Raw genomic sequence first — 14,888 nt, 5'->3', positions numbered from 1 at the left:
GAAACGTGGTGACGATCGGAGTTTGACCGGAGGCGTTCGCGGATAATCCCGCAGGACCTATCGACGGGAGCGGGCATGCCCGACACCGATCTTCCCCTCGCGCACCCGGACATCACGCCACCGCCGCGCGAGCGCACGTTCGAACTCGGCCTCGCCCTCGCCGGGGCGGTGTCCGGAGGCGCCTACGCCGCTGGGGTGCTCGACTTCCTGTATGAGGCGCTGGATCGCTGGTACACGGCGAAGGATGCCGGCTTGCCCGTGCCGGACCACGACGTGTTGTTGCGCGTGGTTTCCGGGGCATCGGCGGGCAGCATCAACGGCGTGATTTCGGCGGTGGCGCTGCCATACGCTTTTCCTCATGTGCACGCCTCGGAAGGCGAGGCGGCGGTGGCCAACCCCTTCTACGACGCCTGGGTGAAGCGGGTGGACATCCGCCACTTCCTCGGCACGAACGATCTCGCGGACAAGGACCAGCCGATCGCCTCGTTGCTGGATACGCGCTGCCTGGACGAGATCGCCGCGAATGCGCTGCGTTTCCAAGGTGAGCCGCGGGCACGCCGGTACATCGCGAATCCGCTGAAGTTCGTCTTCACGGTCACCAACCTGCGTGGAGTGCCCTATGCGGTGCCCTTCGCCGGCAATGGCGCGCAGGCGGGCCACGGCATGGTGGCGCATGAGGATTACCTGCGGTTTTCCGTCGACACGGGGCAGGGTATCTACGACCGGGCCTGGCAATACCCCGACGATCTCTACGTGGCGCACCCCAAGCATCTTCCCGATAGGGGCTGGCAAGCCTTGATGACCGCCGCGCTGGCATCCTCGGCGTTCCCTGGCGGCCTGCGCCACCGGGAGGTGGAACGGCGCTGGAGCGACTACCTCCAACGCAGCGTCGTGATTCCCGACGAGCGAGGGATATCGCGAGTGGTGGCCATCGAGCCGAAGCGGGACGTGCTCGACCGGGGTTCCGCCACCTACCGCTTCGTAGGTGTCGATGGCGGCGCGATGGACAACGAGCCGTTCGAACTGGCCAGGACCGAGCTGGCGGGCATGCTCGGACGCAATCCGCGCAGGGGCGACCAGGTGAACCGCATCGTGCTGATGGTGGACCCGTTCCCCGAGCCGGACGACCTCGGCCCCGAATACGCCGCGCCGCTCAACGTCGTCGGTGCGCTTGCCGCCCTCTTCGCATCCTGGAAGCAGCAGGCCCGGTTCAAGCCCCGTGAGATCGCCCTCGCGATGGACGACGCCGTGTACAGCCGCTTCCTCATCGCGCCGACCCGTTCGTCGGCGGACGGCTCCGTGCGCTGGCTGGGTGGGCGCGCGGTGGCGGCGGGAGCGCTGGGAGGCTTCTCCGGGTTCTTCGCCGAGGCCTATCGCCGCCACGACTTCCTGCTTGGCCGGCGCAATGCGCAACGTTTCCTCGCCGAGCATTTCCTGGTTCCCGCCGGGAATCCCATCGTCGCCTCGTGGACCGCCGATCCCGCCATGGCCGGCTACCTGCGGGTGCGCGACGGCGTCCTCCATGCGCCGGTCATTCCGCTGGTCGCGGAGTGCGATCCGGCCCGGCGCGAGGACTGCCTGCCGGACTGGCCCAAGGGCGCGTTCGATCCAGCGACCCTCATGCCGGCGATAGGCAAGCGCATGGATGCGCTCTATGCCGTCGCCACCGACAAGTGGAAGGACAAGCTGCTGACCTGGCTGGCATGGCATACCTATGCCCGTCGGAAGCTGCTTGCCCTGGCCTCGCGTCGATTGGTGGATGCCTTGCGCAAACATGACCTCTGGTGAGGGAAATCCTGCCGAAAGCGTGCGCTTAAATCGTGACAAAAATGCATGTCTCCGCATCCGTGAAGATGCAGGTCTCATTTCGATGAAAAATCTGTCAAGCGGTATATAGCGGCGGCGTTCATTCGGTAGTAGGTTGGAGTCGGATAACTCCTACGCGGGTAACGTATGAGCATCACCGCCTCGCCTCGCGTCATCGTGTTCGAAGATCATTCCGGACTTGCTTCGGCGCTTACCGACCTGCTCGAGGAGCGGCTTGGCTACGACGTTGCCGCGTGCGCGGGCTGCATCGAGGAAGCGATCCGCGTCGCCCATGTCGAGCGTTGCGACGTCGCGGTCGTCGATCTCGACCTGCAGGGCGTGATGGCCTATCCGGCGCTCGACGAACTCCAGCGCCGCGGTATTCCCTATGTGCTCGCCACCGGCGCCATGCCGGTCGACATCCCCGGCCGCTACCGTGCACCCTTGGTGCACAAGCCCTATAGCGCACACCAGCTCGAACGGGCGATCCGCGAGGCGAGCGGACAGCCCGCCTCTTGACGGTGTCTCCGCGCCCTTGACTCGATGACGTCGACGGTTCGTAGGGGGAGGAGGAGATGTCGCGAATCAGTTTCGACGAGCCGTGGACGTTCGGCGGGCATCCGTGGCGGAGCCTGAAGGACACGTCGTTCGGCGTCATCGTCGCCGATGGAATGGGCGAGATCGTCCACGTGAACGAGCGGGCGGCCGAATTGCACGGATGGGTGCGCCTGGCGGTCGGCCCGGACGATTACAGCCGGATGTACAGCCTGTTCACCGAAGAGGGGAGGCCGTACCCCTCGGCCGATCTTCCCCTGACCCGTGCCGTGCGCCAGGGCGAGACCACGCGGCACGCGCGTTGGGTCGTGCGCCGGCCGGACGGATCGCGGCAGACCTTGCAGGGATCGGCCTATCCGGTGTGCGACGCCCGTGGGAAACAGGTGGCCTCGGTGCTGGTCCACGATGCGATCGAGCGCCCTGGCGATGCTTGAACGCTAGTGCGCCCGTGCTTCGCCGGCGGAGCCACATGCGCCACGCAACCAGGCGTTCACCTCGTCCAGGTCACCGACGACACCGGCGCACAGCCGTCTCAGCTCGGCGGAGGGCTGTTGCAGGTCGGGCACCATGATCGTCGGCAGGCCCGCGGCCACCGCGGAGCGTACCCCCGCCTGGGAATCCTCCAGGGCAAGGCAGCTGCCGGTGGGTTTGTTGAGGATGCGCGCGGCCCGCAGGTACGGGTCTGGATACGGCTTGCAGCGTTCGCAGTCGCCCGACGCCACGAGGGCGTCGAAGCGGTCGCGCAGGCCGAAGGCTTCCAGGTGGTGGATCGCGGTGCCGTGCGAGGACGAGGTGGCGATCGCACGTGGCAGGCCGAGTTCGTCGAGGGTATCGAGCAGCGCGGTCACGCCAGGCTTCAAGCGGAGGTCGGTATCGAGCATCGCGCGGTAACGCTCGGCGGTGCCGGTCCAGATGGTGTCCAGGTCGGTATCGTCGCCCACGTGCTCGTGCAGGAGCACGCGCGCCGCATGCCCGTGCAATCCGATCATGCGCTGGCAAAGCGACAGCGGTATGTGGATGCCGGCCTCGGCGGCGGCGGCCAGCAGGGCGTCGCGGTAAAGCGCTTCGGTATCGAAGAGGACGCCGTCGAGGTCGAACACGATCGCCTGTGGTGTCGCGGGAAAACGGAGCATGCCACCCCCGAACCGCCTTGCCGGGCGGAGTGCCCGGTTCGCCCCGAAAATAGCGCGGTTCGTGGCACTGCGCCATAGTCCGGCGGCCAACCGGCGGGGCAAGTGTTTGCGTTCGCGTGCGGCGCAGGCCACGCTTCGGCGATGAAGAAAGATCGGCGCATGCTTGCCCGCGCTGCCGCGGGTGTCCTGGCCGCCGCCGCGTTGTTCCTCTCCGGTGCCTGGGGAGCCTTCGCGCTGGCCTTCCGTTTCCCCGGCATACGCGCGGCGCGCCTGGCGGCCGCCTCCGTATGGGCACTCGGCTGCGCCGCGCTCTGGGCTGCCTGGTTCGGTTGGCGCGCATGGTGGGCATTACCCGGCCTGCTGGCCTCCTTCGCCGCGCTGTTCGCCTGGTGGGCGACCATCCGGCCGCGCAACGACCGCGTCTGGGCGGACGACGTCGCGCGCCTCCTGGATGGCGAGGTCGAGGGCTCGCGCGTCGTGTTGCACAACGTGCGCGACTTCGCGTGGCGCAGCGACGACGACTACGACGTACGCTGGGACACCCGGGAATATCATCTGGACCACCTCGCAGGCGTGGACGCGATCCTTTCCTACTGGTCGGGCAAGGCCATTGCCCACGCCATGCTCTCGTTCGGCTTCGATGACGGACGCCATGTGGTGTTCTCCGTCGAGATACGGCGCAAGCGTGGCGAGGCCTTCTCCGAGATCGGCGGCTTCTTCAGGCAGTTCGAATTGATCCTGATCGCCGCCGACGAACGCGATATCGTCCGGGTCCGCAGCAACGTGCGTGGCGAGGACGACTATCTCTTTCCGTTGCGGATGCCGCGCGAGGCCATGCGCTCACTGTTTCTTTCCTACGTGGACGCCGCCAACGAACTGGCCAGGACGCCGCGCTTCTACAACACGGTGACATCCAATTGCACCACCATCGTCTATCGCATGGCGAAACGCATCGATGGCGCCTTGCCGTTCGACCTGCGCCTGCTGCTGACCGGCTACCTGCCCGAATACCTTGGTGACAACGGGACCCTCGACCCCCGTTTCAGCGTGGACGAATGGCGCCGGCTGGGCAGGATCACGGAGCGGGCGAGGGCGACCCGGCCGCAGGACGATTTCTCGGCGGCGATCCGTGTCGGCATACCGCCCGCTCACTCGCCGCCGTCGGGGGACTCCACGGCGTAGCCTCGTTCCTCCAGGGCCTGGAGGTAACCATGCGCGCCGAGCAAGTCGTCGATGGATACGATCGCCACCGCCTGCGCGTTGGCCGCGACCGCGGCGTCGACCGCGGCGAGCCAGCGAGCCCGGATGGCCTCGGGTACATCGGCGAGGCCGATGCGTTGCGCCACGCCGCCTTCGGTGACGGCGTTGAGGCACGTGAGGCGTTGCTTCGCACGCCGGTCGTCGCGCAGCGCGGCGACATCGCCGGTGGCCCAGGCATTCGCGCGCGCGGCCATGTCGGCGAGTTGCGCATCGATGTTGTCGATGCTCTGTGTGAAGCAGGAGACGTCGTCCAGGGTGGAGCGCTTGAACGCCTTGATCGCCGCGCGTGGATCGTTCACCAGCAAGGTGTACGTCACGTCGACCTGCGCGACGCCGTGCTTCTTCGCGAGCGCCGCGACCGTGCGGGTGATATCTCCCGACCTCGCGAGACCGCTCTTCTTCACCGCGTCCTTGTAGAGTTCGATGGCGGCGAAGATCGGGCGGTAGCGTTCCACGCCGCGGTCGTTGCCGATGTAGCGTGCCTTCACCGCCAGCCAGCGCGTATAGACATCGGCGGGTACGCTGCTTTTCAGCGTCGCTCCGTCCGGCGCGTTGCGCACGCCTATGAGCGATGGGAGCAGGGCGAGGCGGCCGAAAAAGCCGGTGTTCGGCTTGATTTCCACGTGGGGCGGCATGAGCAGCGCGCCCGCATGCGCGAGCGCCTCGTCGATTTCGTCGGTCTTCCAGGTCATCTTCCGCGGCAGCGGCGTGAGGGTGCCCAGGATCAGCAGCGTGTGCCCGTCTCGCGTGGCGCGCCAAAGGCCGGGACCGGGCTGCTCGCCACTGACCGTCACCGCTTCCAGCGTCGGTACGGAGGTATCGGGCGGAGGCGTCTGCGCCCGGGCCGAGGTCGCCAGCCACGCGGAGCAGAGCAGGGCGGGAAATACGAGGAATCGGGCACGGTAGCGGGTCATCGGCGAAATTCTAGGGCATGACGACTGTACGGGCGCGCCGTGCTCACCCATCGCTCGCCCGGCATTCACGCGGGATAGCGAGAATCGAGGTTTTAGCCGGAGCGGAGACCATCATGAAGATTGGCATCATCGGTGCCGGCAACATCGGCGGCACCCTCGCCAGGCGATTTCGCGAACTCGGGCATGAAGTGTTCATCGCCAACTCCCGTGGACCGCATACGCTGACCGATCTCGAGAACGAAACGGGCGCGGTGGCCGTCACCGCACACGAGGCGGCGCGTGCCGGCGAGGTCGTGGTCGTCACCATTCCCGAGGCGAAGATCCCGGACTTGCCAGCGGATCTTTTCGCGGGCGTGCCCGACGACACCGTGGTGGTCGATACGGGCAACTACTATCCGCGGCAGCGTGACGGGCGCATCGGCCCTATCGAGGAAGGCGTGCCGGAAAGCCAATGGGTATCGGACAGGCTCGGCCGCCCGGTCGTCAAGGCGTTCAACAATATCTACGCCGATCACCTCTTGAAGAGAGGCAAACCGGCGACGGCGGAGGGACGTATCGCCTTGCCGGTGGCGGGCGACGATGCGAACGCGAAGGCGAAGGTATTGAAACTGGTGGACGAACTCGGCTTCGACGGCGTCGACGCCGGCACGCTTGCCGATTCATGGCGACAACAGCCGGGGTCACCCGTCTACACGACGGATCGCGACCTGGAAGGCGTGCAGCAGGCATTGCTCGCGGCGGTGCGCGCGCGTCGGCCCGAATGGCGGGCGACGGATGCCAGCCCCGGCGATTTCGATACGCCACGTTGATCGTCTTGCGTGACCTTCGCGTGAAGGAATGGCATACGCGGTCTTCCGTTGTAGGGGCACGTGGGAACGGATAATCTTGCGCACCTGACGAGCAGCCGTGACACCCATGGATCGTGGGGCCGCCGGCCTTCCGCCTAGCGAGGTTACCCATTACTTCCATGGCCCTGGTGATTTACGACATTCCGTTTCATCCGGATATGGCGGGCCTGTGGCACGTGCAGATGAATGGCGTGCCCACCGAGAACTTCGAGACGCGTATCGCCGCCATCGCCTATGCGGTGCAGCAGTCGAAGCTGTTGGGCACGCAGAACGGCTTGCAGGTACTGGTTTCGGTGGAAGGCGCCGACGGCATCTGGCGGGAATTCGAGTCCAACGCGAAGCGTCCGGTCGACAGGTTGCAATAGCGCTGCACGTCGCGTTGATCCTCGATCCTTACGATGGGAGACGATAAGGAGGATCATCCCACCCATGACGCATCGAAAGATTGGTTACTTCGACGTGGACGGCACGTGCTACGTGGCCAAGCCGGGCCGCTGGCGTGGCAAGTACGTCATCAGCGAAGACGGCGAGGAATTGCAGGAGAGATTGTGCACGACCCTGCATGAGAACGAAGAAGACGCCTGCGCGGAAGGCCTGACACTCGGTATCGCCGCCGCCCGCAAGCTCATGCGCGAACGCGAGGGATTCGATCCCGGCGACGAGTGACACCGGCGATGGCACCTGCATAGCCCGTGCCATCGCTTGCCGTTTTTGCCTATCGCAACATATTCCGAATGGCCGATGGTGCGCCCTGTTTACACGGCGTAAGTTTTCCTTGCGTCCCTGTGAATGTCACGTTGCGAACTCATTCCCGGAGCCGCCAAGTCCCAGCCCCACTCCCCTAAGGCTCCGGAGACTCACAATGAAAACGACATCCCAGAAGGCGCTTCGGCGTCACGGTCTCGCTTTGTCCATCGTCACCGCATTGGCATGCGGCTACGACGCCGCGGCTGCGCAGGACACGCCCGCGCAAGCCGCACAAGACACGCCCCCCGCAGCCCCGGCTACCCCGCAGGAACAGCAGACGACGGAACTTCAGACCATCACCGTCACCGGATCGGCGCTACCCCGCATCGACGTGGAAACGCCTTCGCCGGTAACGACGATCACGGCCGAGCAGATCCAGAAGAGCGGACTCACCACGGTGTCCGACGTGGTGCGCGCCGTGTCGGCGGATAACAGTGGCTCGATACCGGCCTCGTTCACGGCCGGCTTTGCCGCCGGCTCGTCGGGCGTGGCGCTGCGCGGCCTGACCGTCAACTCCACCCTCGTGCTGATCGACGGCCGGCGTGCGGCGAACTACCCGCTGGCCGACGATGGCCAGCGCTCTTTCGTCGATCTCAACACCATCCCGTCGAATGCCATCGAGCGCATCGAAGTACTGAAGGATGGCGCGTCGTCGCTCTATGGCGCGGACGCCATTGCGGGCGTGGTCAACATCATCCTCCGGCCGGGCTACCAGGGCACCGAGTTCACCGCCGATGTCGGCACCTCGCAACACGGTGGCGGCACGACCAAGCGGGCCACCGTGCTGTTCGGCGGCGGCGACCTCAACAAGGACGGCTGGAACGCGTATTTCAGCGCCGAGTACCAGCACGACGACGAGATACTCACCCGGCAGCGTGGTTACCCGTACAACACGGCCGATATCCGGCGCAGTGGCGGAAACAACCTCATCGGAGGGCAGCCCTCGCAGAACTCCGGCTCGATCTACGGCACGGTGACGCCCGGTACGCTGTCACGTCCGGGCGACGTGACATCGGGCGTTCCGGACCCGGATGCGGTGGCACAGCCGCTGGTTCCTTGCGGATCGCGGGGCACGCTGGTCACCGATGATCCGGCGAATCCCGGAAGCTACTGTGCACAGAACTTCGCGCGCTATACCGCGATCCAGCCGACGATGGACCGGCGTGGCCTGTACGGGCGGTTCACCATCAAGCTGTCGGACACGAGCAAGGCCTATCTTGCCGCCAGCTACTACGAGGTGAAGACCTCCTTCCCCGGCGTGCCTGCGCAGATCCAGGCGGGCACGCCGCGCAACACGAACTCGATCGCGCTGCCGGCGACCCTACCCGACGGATCGTTGAATCCGAACAACCCGTTCGCCGCCGAAGGCAAGGCGGCGCTCATCAACTACGGCTTCCAGAGCGCGCTGGCGAGTGGCGAGAACGACAACCACAACCTGCGCATCGTCGGCGGCCTCACCGGATCGTGGGGCGAGTGGGGCTACGACACCGCCCTGGTCTTCAATCACTCGTCGCTGGACACGCGGCTGTCGGGCTTCCTCAACTACGACCGGTTGATCGCCGCGGTGACCAACGGTACGTACAACTTCATCGATCCAGCTGCGAATTCGCGCGAGTTCCTCGGCGCGCTCGCGCCCGCGCTGAAGAAAACCTCGACCAGCGACCTGCAGTCGTTCGATTTCCGCGTGACGCGTCCGTTGATGGACCTGGGCGGAGGCTCGTTGGGGCTTGCCGCGGGTGTCGACGTGCGTCACGAGGAACAGGACGATCCGGACCTCAATCCGAATCTGGCCGCGCAAGGCCTCGGCATCGCCCACGTGAAGGGCGACCGTACCGTGTCGGGCGTCTATGTGGAACTGGATGCGCCGTTCCTCGAATCGCTGGAGGTCGATGTGTCGGGCCGCTACGACCACTATTCCGACTTCGGCAATAACTTCTCGCCCAAGATCGGCATCAAGTGGAAGCCGATCGAGGAACTGGCGTTCCGCGGCACCTTCTCCAAGGGATTCCGCGCGCCGAGTTTCGCCGAGAATGGCTCCAGCGAAGCGGAAGGGTTCGCCACGTACACGCCTCCGGAGGACTTCCAGGCCGCTCATGGCAACAGCGGCTATGTGCAGCCCTATGGCCTCGGGTTCCTTACCCGGGCCAACCCGAACATCAAGCCGGAACGGTCGAAGAGCTGGACCTTCGGCATCCTGTACCAGCCGACGCCGGACCTCAGCGCGTCGCTGGATTACTACCGGATCAAGAAAACCGGCGTGATCGCGCAGCAGAGCGCGAGCGCGGTGCTGGATGCGTACTACGCGGGGCTGCCGTTACCGCCGGAGTCGGCGATCGTGCAGGACGTGCCCGATCCCGCCGCACCGGACGCCTTGCCACGCCCACTCGTGGTCGCCGCGCCCTACGTGAACCAGAACGCGCTGGAGACCAAGGGCCTGGACCTGAACCTCAAGGCTGGGCACGACTTCAGCGAGAACGTGCGCTTCACGAGCGAACTGAACCTGACGAAGATCATCAGCTGGCAGCTGACCCTCGAGGATGGAAGCAAGTTGCAGTTCGTGGGCACGCATGGTCCGTACGGCCTGTCGTCGGGCGCTGGCACGCCGCGCTACCGGGGTTCTTGGGCGAACAGCATCCAGTTCGGCAAGGCCACCATCACCGGCACGCTGTACTACACGAGCGGTATCAAGCTGACCGCGCCCGATATCACCACGGGATGTTTCTCGACCAACACGGACACGGGCGCGAACGTGCCCGCTGATTGCCGCATGGCGTCGTTCACGGACTTCGACCTGACCGGGCGCTACGACATCAGCGACAAGGTGGCGATCACCGGCTCGATCATGAACGTGTTCGACAAGAAGGCGCCGTTCGATCCGCTGAACTACGCGGCGCTCAACTACAACCCGACCTACGCGCAGAACGGCGTGATCGGCCGGTTCTTCACGCTGGGGGTGCGGGTGAAACTATGAGGGCTCCGTCAGTGAAGCAGGGACGCTTCGTCGAGCACGTCGACGCCGTCGGCGCGGATGGCAAGCACGCCTTCGGCACGCAATTTCGCCAGCATCCGCGTCACGGTCGCCGAACTCATGCCCAGATAGGAGCCGATGTCGTCGCGGGACATCGGCAAGGGCACGAACGGCGAGGGGCCCTCGATACGCCGCCGGCGTTCGAGCAGGTCGGCAAGGAAAGCGCGCACGCGCTCGATGGCGGCACCCTCGGCATGGGGCGTCTTTCCGCGCTCGCGCCTGCGCAACGTGCGCAGGTGCCGGGCGATGTCCTCGTTGTGTTCACATAGGGCGTCGGTCGCGGCCCGGGGGAAACGACAGAACCATGTCTTGCCGATCGCCACCACGGATGCGCCATGGGTTTGACTGCGCGCGATGTCGAGGGCGAACAATTCGCCGGGCAGGTGGAAGGCAAGCACGCGGCCACCACCGACGCTCATGGCCAGGCCTGACAGCACGGCGAACGCCGCGCGATGCGGCGCTTCGGGCTGGACGAGGCGGTCGCCTTCGAGGAAGGGGCCGACCCGTTCCACCACGCCACGCATCTCCAGCAGGTTGTCGTCGCCACCGCGGGTTGCTTCGCATGCACCGGCGTGACGGCAGGAAGCGCTGCAATGCACAGCCGCCCGGGTTGCCGGGACGGTGGCGTGCTGGACCTGTGCGCAAGCCTGGTACATGAGGAACCTCGCTCTCTCTGCCTGGTGCGTGCAAGGCCATTCTAGGATCGGCGCGGGCCTGGTCCCTTCGCCGTCAGGCAGATGTGCGCTTATGCCGCATGCGCCCTCGGGCGACCGTGCCCCATTGACGTGGCCGGATTTTTGCTTTAGTTACGCATCTTGGGGGAATGTCAACAGGGGGCCGTCAAGGCCATGGCTAGTCGATTCACACGTTTCAATCCGATCACCGAAGATGCCGGCGCCGCCATAGCGGCCCTGCCGGATGGCTTCGTACCCGGTACCGTGGCGCCCTTCGTGATGCGCTACGGCACGGATTTCCTGATGGCCATGCAGCGCGCCGCGGCGATTCACGACGTGGCACGCCCGGCGGCGGCCGAGACCGAACCGGCCTGATGGCGCGCCCGCTCCGTCAGGGGCGCGCCCCGTCGAGCAGGTCGGCCACGGCCTCGGCCAGCGCGTGAAGGGAAAACGGCTTGCCGAGGATGGCCGTGCGTTCGGGTAGCCGTGGCGTGTCGGCGAAAGCCTCCCACGCATAGCCGGTGATGAACAGGACAGGCAGGTTCGGCAGCAGTTCGCGCGCCGATGCCGCTAGTTGCCTGCCGTCCATGCCGGGCAGGCCGACATCGGTCACCAGGATATCCACGGGATCGCCTGCGCGCAGTTGGCGCAGCGCCTCGTCGCCTTCGCCGCATTCGCCGACCGAATATCCCGCTTCTTCGAGCACCTCGCGCGACAGGGCGCGCAGCATGTGTTCGTCCTCCACCAGCAGCACGCGCCTGCCGTCCCCGCGACGCGCGCCACGTTCGATATGGGTGTGCGGAGCGGCCGTGTCACCGACATGGCGTGGCAGCCACAGGCTGACGGTGCTACCCCGGCCCGGTTGCGACTCGATGATCGCGCGACCTCCGGTCTGCCGCGCGAACCCGTCCACCATCGACAGGCCCAGGCCGGTGCCCTGGCCGATCGCCTTGGTGGTGAAGAACGGATCGAAGGCTTTTTCGACCACGGACCGCGACATGCCGGTACCGGTGTCGGATACGGCGATGACGACGTAGTCGGCGCGGCCCTGGTCGATATCCGCTCGCTCGACGTTGCGTGTCGCGATCCTCAGCGTGCCGCCACCGGGCATCGCATCGCGCGCGTTGATGGCGAGGTTGAGGATGGCGCTTTCGAGTTGGCTGGCGTCGGACAGCGTGCGCCAGAGGCCCTGTTCCATGCGCAGGTCCAGGGCCACTTGCTCGCCCAGCAGCGGACGCAGCAGCAGGTCGAGGCCGCGCACGATGGCGTTGGCGTCCACGTCGGACAAGGACAGGGCTTGTTGGCGCGAGTAGGCGAGCAGCCGGTGGGTGAGTCCCGCGGCCCGCTTCACCGCACCACCCGCGGCATCGAGCAGGCGCCGCGCTCCGTCGATACGGCCGTTCTCCAGCCGTTCGGTGAGCACTTCGATGGCACCGCCGATACCGCCCAGGATGTTGTTGAAGTCATGCGCGATGCCGCCCGTGAGACGGCCCAATGCTTCCAGCTTCTGCGCGTGGCGCAACTGGTCTTCCATGTCGCGCCGGCGCTGGATGTCGCGGCCCATGCCGTAGACGATGTCGCCGTCCGGCACGCAGGTCCAGGCGAACCAGCGGTACTCGCCGTCTTGCGTACGCAGGCGTACCTCAAGGTCCTCCACCACCTCTCCATCGAACAGCTGCGACATGGCGTCGCGCGAACGTTCCAGGTCGTCCGGATGGACGAGTTCCTCGAAGCCCAGGCCGGCCAGGTCGGTGACCTCGTAGCCCAGCTCGATACGCCATGCGGGATTGACGTTGCGGTAATGGCCGTCACGGCCCATGACCACGTAGAGGTCGCGCGAGATGCCCCAGATCTGGTCGCGCTCGCGGGTGCGCTCGTCGATTTCCCGCTCCAGCGATGCGTTCAGTTCACGCAAGGCGAGGGCGGAGCGAACGCCACGCGTGGTCTCGTTGGTGATGGCGTACATGCCGATGACGCCGCCGTTCTCGTCACGCAGCGGCGCGTACGAGAAGGTCCACCAGGTTTCCTCGTCATAGCCATGCCGGGTCATGCGCAGGGGCAGGTCGCGGTGCATCGACCCTTCGCCGGCCAGTGCCCGTTCCACATGCACGGACACATCGTCCCAGACGTCCTCCCACAACGTCTCGAACGAGTGTCCGATCGCACCGGCCGCGCGTCCGCCGAGCATGGGTCGGTAGGGATCGTTGAAGAAAAACATCTTGCCGGGCTCGGCGGAAAGGAACATCGGCTGCGGCGTGTCGAACATCGTGGCGAGCATCGATCGCAGGGCGTTCGGCCAGCGGTCGACGGAACCCAGCGGCGTGCCGCTCCAGTCGAAGGCGCGGATTTCCGCGGCCGTCGGCGAATCGACCGGGAGGAACGCGAAAGGATCGGCGTGTCGGTTCATCTCGGGCGAAGCCGGAACATGGGAATGTCCTTCGTGGCGATGACCGTCATGGAATAATGCACGAGGCGCGAAGACAATGTCGTCTACCACGGAGCCCCCCAATGTCGTCAGCGAGCCTACCGCGCAGCCCGGGCATCGACACGTTGCGGGGCGCCAGCATCCTGCTGGTCGTGATACACCACCTTGGCCTTCGCCTTCCCCTGCATAAGACGGACGCGGCGGACTGGTTGCCGGTTCCCTTCCTGAAAGGCCTGGTCCAGAACGGTTACGAAGCCGTCTTCATTTTCTTCGTCATCTCCGGTTTCCTCATCACGCGGCACGCGCTGGAGCGCGACGGGGCGTTGCGCGAGATCGACTGGCGGGCCTTCTACGCGCGCCGCGTCGCGCGCATCGCGCCCTGCCTCCTGGGCATCATCGTGGTCCTCCTGGCCTGTCACGCACTACACGTGCCGAACTACACCATCGAGCGGCCGGGCCAATCGCCGCTGGGCGCCACCCTTTCGGCGCTCACCTTCACCCTCAATGTCTACGAAGGACACACCGGCTGGTTGCCGGGGGGCTGGGACGTGCTCTGGTCGTTGTCGATCGAAGAAGTGTTCTACCTGGGCTTTCCGCTGGTATGCCTGTCACTGGGGCGAACGCGGTGGCTGGTGCCGGCCCTGTTGTTGCTGGTGTTGTCGGTGCCGTTCACGCGCGCCGCGATCGTGGACAACGAAATCTGGCAGGAAAAAGCCTATCTGCCGGGCATGGGAGCGATCGCCGCCGGTGTCCTCGCCGCTCTGGCGGTAGGTGCGGGGCCCGCTCGCCCCTTCGCGGGCCGAAGGGGGCAGGCACTGCTCGCGGTGGTGGGCCTCGTGGGTCTCGCCCTGGTCATGTTTTCCGGCGGCTGGCTGTGGAAGGCGATCCACGAGGGCTACATGCTCGTGTTGATCGGTGCGTCGGTATGCCTCGTCCTCGCGTCGCCGGAAGGCGGCCGGGCATGGCCGGGCTTCGGCTGGCTCCGCGCGATGGGAAGGGCGAGCTACGAAATCTATCTCACCCACATGTTCATCGTGTTTTCGTTGGTGGGATGCACGCGCGCCACGGGTACGGACACGGTGGACGGCTGGATCTGGTACGTGCCGGCGGTGCTGGGGTCATGGGCACTGGGCTGGCTTGTCGCCCGGGGCTTTTCGGAGCCGGCCAATCGCTGGCTACGCTCGCGCTTCCGTCCGCGCAAGGCCGAGGAGGCCGTCGTCGAGCCGGCGTGAGGCGTTGCGCGGGAGCCAGCGGCTCCCGCGCGGGGCAGGATCAATGGTGGCGATCGTTGTCGCGTGCGCGATCGATAGCCTTGCCGGCCTCCCGCTGGACCTTGCCTGCATTCTTCTCGATATTGCCCGCGGCTTCCTTCGCATGGTTACCGGTGATCTTGCCGGCGGCTTCCTTCATGGAGCCCTTGACCTCGTGTTTCATGCCCTCGGTACGGTTCTTGTCCACGTCGGTTTCCTCGCTTGCACTGCGTCGTCCGCAGCGGCAC

The 14,888-nt window shown here is 66.1% G+C and carries 15 protein-coding genes; 10 read left to right on the top strand and 5 right to left on the bottom strand.

The window, feature by feature from the left end:
• The first annotated feature begins 75 nt into the window (after positions 1-75).
• The 3 genes from ACN9M2_RS11950 (at position 76) to ACN9M2_RS11940 (ending at position 2,795) form a co-directional block, all read left to right on the top strand.
• On the top strand, positions 76-1,788 hold the full coding sequence (locus tag ACN9M2_RS11950; protein ID WP_426284949.1) for a patatin-like phospholipase family protein: 1,713 nt from the start codon (positions 76-78) through the stop codon (positions 1,786-1,788).
• Between the two features lie 165 nt (positions 1,789-1,953).
• A complete protein-coding gene (locus tag ACN9M2_RS11945; RefSeq protein ID WP_426284948.1) occupies positions 1,954-2,325 on the top strand; it encodes a response regulator in 372 nt (123 codons plus the stop codon).
• A 56-nt stretch (positions 2,326-2,381) separates the two neighbouring features.
• On the top strand, positions 2,382-2,795 hold the full coding sequence (locus ACN9M2_RS11940) for a PAS domain S-box protein (RefSeq protein ID WP_426284947.1): 414 nt from the start codon (positions 2,382-2,384) through the stop codon (positions 2,793-2,795).
• Positions 2,796-2,798: 3 nt separating this feature from the next.
• Here ACN9M2_RS11940 and ACN9M2_RS11935 read toward each other — a convergent pair whose 3' ends face one another.
• The gene (locus ACN9M2_RS11935) at positions 2,799-3,494 is read right to left on the bottom strand and encodes an HAD family hydrolase (protein WP_426284946.1); all 696 of its coding nucleotides are present in this window, start codon (positions 3,492-3,494) and stop codon (positions 2,799-2,801) included.
• A 159-nt stretch (positions 3,495-3,653) separates the two neighbouring features.
• On the opposite strand from ACN9M2_RS11935, the gene ACN9M2_RS11930 reads away from it, so the two are divergent.
• Positions 3,654-4,676 carry a DUF4105 domain-containing protein gene (locus ACN9M2_RS11930; RefSeq protein ID WP_426284945.1) on the top strand — a complete coding sequence of 341 codons (1,023 nt, stop codon included), beginning with the start codon at positions 3,654-3,656 and terminating at the stop codon, positions 4,674-4,676.
• Here ACN9M2_RS11930 and ACN9M2_RS11925 read toward each other — a convergent pair.
• Positions 4,643-5,668 carry a TraB/GumN family protein gene (locus ACN9M2_RS11925; RefSeq protein ID WP_426284944.1) on the bottom strand — a complete coding sequence of 342 codons (1,026 nt, stop codon included), beginning with the start codon at positions 5,666-5,668 and terminating at the stop codon, positions 4,643-4,645. The genes ACN9M2_RS11930 and ACN9M2_RS11925 overlap by 34 nt on opposite strands.
• Positions 5,669-5,781: 113 nt before the next feature.
• Between ACN9M2_RS11925 and ACN9M2_RS11920 the strand changes: the two genes are divergently transcribed.
• The 4 genes from ACN9M2_RS11920 to ACN9M2_RS11905 all read left to right on the top strand — a co-directional run bounded on the left by ACN9M2_RS11920 (position 5,782) and on the right by ACN9M2_RS11905 (position 10,234).
• Positions 5,782-6,477: an NADPH-dependent F420 reductase gene (locus tag ACN9M2_RS11920; protein WP_426284943.1), complete on the top strand. Its 696-nt coding sequence runs from the start codon at positions 5,782-5,784 to the stop codon at positions 6,475-6,477.
• Positions 6,478-6,635: 158 nt separating this feature from the next.
• Positions 6,636-6,881: a DUF2188 domain-containing protein gene (locus ACN9M2_RS11915; protein ID WP_426284942.1), complete on the top strand. Its 246-nt coding sequence runs from the start codon at positions 6,636-6,638 to the stop codon at positions 6,879-6,881.
• 64 nt (positions 6,882-6,945) lie between these two features.
• Positions 6,946-7,182, top strand: a complete 237-nt coding sequence (locus tag ACN9M2_RS11910) for a hypothetical protein (RefSeq protein WP_371023092.1) — start codon at positions 6,946-6,948, stop codon at positions 7,180-7,182.
• 196 nt (positions 7,183-7,378) lie between these two features.
• Complete coding sequence (locus tag ACN9M2_RS11905; protein ID WP_426284941.1) at positions 7,379-10,234, top strand: TonB-dependent receptor plug domain-containing protein; 2,856 nt, start codon at positions 7,379-7,381, stop codon at positions 10,232-10,234.
• Positions 10,235-10,242: 8 nt separating this feature from the next.
• On the opposite strand, the gene ACN9M2_RS11900 is transcribed toward ACN9M2_RS11905, so the two are convergent.
• Positions 10,243-10,947: a Crp/Fnr family transcriptional regulator gene (locus tag ACN9M2_RS11900; protein WP_426284940.1), complete on the bottom strand. Its 705-nt coding sequence runs from the start codon at positions 10,945-10,947 to the stop codon at positions 10,243-10,245.
• A 192-nt stretch (positions 10,948-11,139) separates the two neighbouring features.
• Here ACN9M2_RS11900 and ACN9M2_RS11895 point away from each other — a divergent pair, with 192 nt between their 5' ends.
• The gene (locus tag ACN9M2_RS11895; RefSeq protein ID WP_426284939.1) at positions 11,140-11,340 is read left to right on the top strand and encodes a hypothetical protein; all 201 of its coding nucleotides are present in this window, start codon (positions 11,140-11,142) and stop codon (positions 11,338-11,340) included.
• A gap of 16 nt (positions 11,341-11,356) precedes the next feature.
• Here the strand turns inward: ACN9M2_RS11895 and ACN9M2_RS11890 are convergent, their stop codons facing one another.
• Complete coding sequence (locus tag ACN9M2_RS11890; RefSeq protein ID WP_426284938.1) at positions 11,357-13,372, bottom strand: ATP-binding protein; 2,016 nt, start codon at positions 13,370-13,372, stop codon at positions 11,357-11,359.
• Positions 13,373-13,473: 101 nt separating this feature from the next.
• Here ACN9M2_RS11890 and ACN9M2_RS11885 point away from each other — a divergent pair, with 101 nt between their 5' ends.
• Complete coding sequence (locus ACN9M2_RS11885) at positions 13,474-14,622, top strand: acyltransferase family protein (RefSeq protein ID WP_426284937.1); 1,149 nt, start codon at positions 13,474-13,476, stop codon at positions 14,620-14,622.
• A 40-nt stretch (positions 14,623-14,662) separates the two neighbouring features.
• Here ACN9M2_RS11885 and ACN9M2_RS11880 read toward each other — a convergent pair whose 3' ends face one another.
• Entirely contained in the window at positions 14,663-14,848 is a 186-nt protein-coding gene (locus tag ACN9M2_RS11880; RefSeq protein WP_426284936.1) for a CsbD family protein, read from the bottom strand.
• Positions 14,849-14,888: the final 40 nt, after the last annotated feature.

The organism is Luteibacter sp. E-22, from assembly GCF_049913125.1.
Classification (GTDB): Bacteria; Pseudomonadota; Gammaproteobacteria; order Xanthomonadales; family Rhodanobacteraceae; genus Luteibacter.
Note: the sequence above shows the minus strand (reverse complement) of the source record. Positions and strands in the feature narration are given on the sequence as shown.